Annotated in this window: 1 protein-coding gene; it reads left to right on the forward strand. The window is 60.3% G+C overall.

The features are described from left to right. Positions 1-56: 56 nt before the first annotated feature. Positions 57-1400: an IS1182 family transposase gene (locus KP699_RS16190; RefSeq protein ID WP_215763343.1), complete on the forward strand. Its 1344-nt coding sequence runs from the start codon at positions 57-59 to the stop codon at positions 1398-1400. Positions 1401-1452: the final 52 nt, after the last annotated feature.

Below are 1452 nucleotides of genomic sequence, written 5' to 3' on the forward strand. Positions count from 1 at the left end.
TAGCAGCCTGTCGGATTGGGGTACCCTGTGAAGGGGTGATGTTGTAAGGTTGTGAGATGAGCAGCTTCATCCCGTTTGACCGGTCTCAGCCGTATCTTCTGCCACCGGATCTGAAGTCGTGGCTTCCTGCTGACGATATGGCGCATTTCATTGTTGCAGCCGTTGAGCGGGTTCCGATGAGCGCGTTCTGCGTGCCAGTGCGCACGGGAGGCAAGGCGCAGTATCATCCGCGCCTGATGCTGGCCCTCCTGATCTTTAGTTACGCGAACGGGCTGTTTTCCTCCCGCCGGATCGAGCGGGCAACATATCGCGACATCGGGGTGCGCTTTGTGGCGGCGAACCTGCATCCGGATCATGATACGATTGCCACCTTCCGCCGGACGAACCGGACAGCCATTGAAGCTGCCTTTGCGCAGGTCCTGCTTCTGGCGCGCGAGACGGGTCTGCTGCGTCTGGGTGTCGTATCGATCGACGGCACGAAAATCGATGCCGACGCTTCGAAATACCGTTCCCTGCGTTACGACCGGATCAGGGCGCTGCGCGAACAGCTGGCGGTGGATATCGCGAAACTGATGGAGCAGGCGGAGCACGCGGATGCCACGGACAGCGATCCGCAGGCCTTGCCGGAAGAGCTTGCCCGACGGGAAACATTGAAAGCGAAGCTGGATGAAGCCTGCGCCCGGCTGGAAGCGGATGCGAAGGCGCAGGCCGGGGCGGCGCGACTGGCATACGAGAAAAAGAAGGCGGTGTATGACGCAAAAACAGGGCGTCGCGGCCGGGCGCCCCAACCGCCTGATGATGAACCACCACCCGACCGGCAGATCAGTCTGACCGATCCCGACAGCCGCCTCATGCGGCGTTCGGACGCCCACGAGTTCCGGCAGGCTTACAATGCCCAGGCCGTGGTCTGCGCCGAAGGCAGTCAGTTGATCGTGACAACCGACGTTGTCGCCACGTCAGCGGACGCGCCGTCCTTTGCCAGCACCGTGCTGTCGATGGAAAACACGATCGGTCTCCCAAAGACAGTGCTCGCCGACACCGGTTACGCCAGCGGGCAGGCGGTGCGGGACCTGCGAAAAAAAGGCATCGATCCGCTGGTCGCCATCGGACGGCCCTGTGCTCGCAGGCCCTACGACTTCCGACCCCATCCCGAAGCAAAGGAGCCACGCCGAATAACCGAACCCTGGCGGCTTGCCATGAAGGACAGGCTGGAAACCACGGATGCCGGAGATGTTTACAGACTACGAAAACAGACCGTTGAACCGATCTTTGGCATTATCAAAAGCATCATGGGCTTCAGAAGATTCAGTCTGCGCAGCCTTGCAAAAGTCACGACCGAATGGACACTCGTCGCTCTCGCATACAACTGCAAAAGAATGGCACGGCTTCACGTAGCATAAGCTGGCTCAGCCTCGGCGTTATCAGCCACAAAATACCCAACCCGACAGGCTG

It is taken from the genome of Acetobacter sp. P1H12_c (assembly GCF_018811975.1).
In the GTDB taxonomy this organism is placed as follows: Bacteria; Pseudomonadota; Alphaproteobacteria; order Acetobacterales; family Acetobacteraceae; genus Acetobacter; species Acetobacter persici.

Bases quoted from the DNA above. Each gene is read 5' to 3' on its own strand.
- KP699_RS16190 (WP_215763343.1), top strand. From the start codon at position 57: ATGAGCAGCTTCATCCCGTTTGACCGGTCTCAGCCGTATCTTCTGCCA.